Consider the following 2,022-nt stretch of genomic DNA (forward strand, 5'->3'; position numbering starts at 1 on the left):
CTCTAACGGAATTGTCTCAAAATCTAGATTGGATTGGAATACACCTTCTTATTAAACGCTTACAAAATATAATACAGAAGACGTCAAAAATAAATTACAAAAGGTACTAAACTAAGTGCGAAATTACGACAAAACTATTTACAGTTATCACTTGTTACTCCAAGAAACGGGATGATGATAACGTCATTGATAATGAAGTCATGGATGAGCAACTTACTTTAGAAACCAAAATCGATTTATTTAAATGGAAGCAATATGGATCAACAGATGGTATTTGAAATATTGTTTAAGCTATCGAGACATCGTAGAAATGATGGGCTAGCGGGGGTTAAAGATATCCCATACAACGATCATGAGGCGGGTCTATCAAATTTGGACTCGAAATAGATAAACGAATTCGCAGCTATCTGGAACCCTCAAAATGTGCAGTTTTTGAAAGATAAAGGACCAATATATTGGTTTCATCACGTTCTACTCCACCAATATACGTATAGTGAAAATTTGCTAAATTCAGTTACTTGCTCTTGTGAAAGTCCTTTTTGCTTCCTTAAGTCTCGAATACGCTCACCAATTAATATTAATTCAGACATTGCCACACCTCTTTTGAGGTGTAGTCAGCTAGATTAGAGTCAACATGTAAGTAAAGGTAGTATTACGAATAATATGATATGTTTACGTATTATAAATCTAGTATTTGGTCATAATAGTATTAATAGATTACTAGATTACTAGGAGGTGCTTAATTGTGGAAAAATTATTTGATTTATTTCCACTTGAACAAGCAGAAGTAACTCAAAATGGACTTATGTTTAATGAGATTTTTTATTCATGTAGCATTGCAATCAGAGAACAGTGGTATTTACAAACCCAAGGAATTTCTAGAACAATCCCTATTTTTGTGGATGAAAATAATACTGATTACATTTTAGTTTTTTTGGGAGATGGAGGTTTAACTATTGCTTACAGAATTATCGAAAATACAACGATGAATGATCAAAGCATAAAATATTATCAAGAAATTATTGAGTTACTAAAACGACAATTGAAAACAAGAAAAAGAGGCAATAATGAAAGACGATTATTCTAGAAAATTCACATTACCCATTCGGCCTGTAATTTTAGATAAAAAAGCCTTTCTGGCTTTCTTTATCGTTTGTCAAAAATGAATTATTTCTCAACAATTTCTTTTTTCGGAATCTCGATATTTTAGAGGAAGGAAACGGGAGGCCGGCGTTGAGGAGAGGACGCAGCGAGAGATTGCCAAGTCGTTGGGCATCTCGCGTTCATATGTGTCGCGAATCGAAGAGCGTGCATTGATGAAGCTATATCATGAGTTTTATAAGGTGAAACGTTAGGAAATAGGATATGAACCTTTAACGAGTCTGCCTGGACGGCAGGCTCTAATCTATAAGTGAAAGGACGTAGTGGTTTTGGACGAGCTACTGGAAGTTGTTGAAAAAAACATAAATAGTATAAAGTCAACGATTGAACGAAACAAGAAATATCATAAATATCCATTTACCACAAATTGTGACCATTATTACACGCTTATATTGTTACAAAATCGTTTGGACAATTGGGAAAGCTTTTCGAAAATAATACTAAGTTTTAAAAATAGTCACTGTGTCCCCGTGAGTAAAATGAGTAATAGGTTTGAGAAAATAATAACGGTTGAAAGGAATGGTGTTCCTGGATTTATCACACGAAAAACGGAAGAGGAAATGTTAGCGTACATCAGAGTGTTAGAGTGGAAAATCGATGATTTGCAAGGGGTATGGTTAACGTGCCCTACTTAAGGGCTTAGCTTAAGCAGGTATATAATGAAAAAAACAGCGTATCTGTGAAGAAAGAGATCATCACATTTGTAATACAATAGTTAGTCAAGATGAACATGTGGAAAACAAATTACAATTGGGGTGAAAATAATGACACTGCTAAATGACGGAGAAAAGGTCACTATCTTAATCGATCTTTTAGAACGTCATATTGATAAACTTCCGAGTGAGAACAGCTTTGCCAATT

Annotated in this window: 1 protein-coding gene and 1 pseudogene; both read left to right on the forward strand. The window is 34.2% G+C overall.

All coding sequences use genetic code 11. From position 1 onward, the window contains the following. The first annotated feature begins 745 nt into the window (after positions 1–745). Entirely contained in the window at positions 746–1,087 is a 342-nt protein-coding gene (locus OB236_RS19235) for a hypothetical protein (protein ID WP_262685453.1), read from the forward strand. A 136-nt stretch (positions 1,088–1,223) separates the two neighbouring features. Next, positions 1,224–1,355 (forward strand): annotated as a pseudogene (locus OB236_RS19240) (sigma factor-like helix-turn-helix DNA-binding protein); the annotation flags it as partial. Positions 1,356–2,022: the final 667 nt, after the last annotated feature.

Source organism: Paenibacillus baimaensis, from assembly GCF_025567575.1.